Origin of the sequence: Selenomonas sp. oral taxon 149 str. 67H29BP (genome assembly GCF_000146365.1) — a bacterium.
In the GTDB taxonomy this organism is placed as follows: Bacteria; Bacillota; Negativicutes; order Selenomonadales; family Selenomonadaceae; genus Centipeda; species Centipeda felix.
In genome coordinates this window covers 1-796 of the sequence record NZ_GL397097.1, presented here as the reverse complement: position 1 = coordinate 796, position 796 = coordinate 1, and the positions used below count along the sequence as shown (strand labels likewise).

Here is a 796-nt window from a genome sequence, read left to right as displayed (position 1 = left end):
CGGCCTTCCCTCCCACGTTTCAAATATAAGAAAATTATAACACAGGATAGGGGAAGATGGCTAATGATTCTTTGCAACAAAAAAGAGAGATTCCAGACGTCCAGGTAGAGCGAATGGAATCTCTGTGGTGAGAAATCTTAGTAAAATACTGATAATAAAGTTCAACCTTGCTATTTGAACGCTCTACTACTCCCACTGGAGAATTTTCCACAGAAAATTAAGCGATTAAAATAATAGCTATTTTTCGATAGGAAAGTAGTCTGCCGGAACGGGGGCAAGGATGCCAACGAAAATGAAGTCCTCTGTGCCCGTGTTCTTCATGCCGTGGCACATCCCCTTTGCAGAGACGATGACATCCCCCTTTTCGATAGGGCGTTCCTCGCCGATTGCTGGATAGAAAACGCCCTCACCTTGAATGCAGATCCAGATATCGTCCGCTTTGGCGTGTCCGTGCGGCTTGATTGTTTGCCCCGGCTTTAGCACCCAAACAACCCCGCTCGTCGACTCCGTCGCGTAGATCGGTGTGCGCGTCGCGACATCGCCCGATTTCGCCACTTCGGCGAGACGATAACGGCGTGTCTCGAAATCGTTTGTAATCGCCTTGCTCATCACGTTTTCTCCTCTCGTACAATCATTGGTTGAAATATTCCATGTTATTATAATTCGGTTCGTTGTAAAATGAAGTTGAACAGCTAAACAAAAACAAAATCCATAGTGACATCCCGTGCTATAATGGTTCTGCTACAAAACATCAGCAAAGGAGCACTATGGATTACCCCCATTCTACCACAACGGA

The 796-nt window shown here is 46.0% G+C and carries 1 protein-coding gene; it reads right to left on the bottom strand.

All coding sequences use genetic code 11. The features are described 5' to 3' along the window. Window positions 1–237: 237 nt before the first annotated feature. Entirely contained in the window at window positions 238–609 is a 372-nt protein-coding gene (locus tag HMPREF9166_RS11620; protein WP_006696188.1) for a cupin domain-containing protein, read from the bottom strand. Window positions 610–796 lie beyond the last annotated feature (187 nt).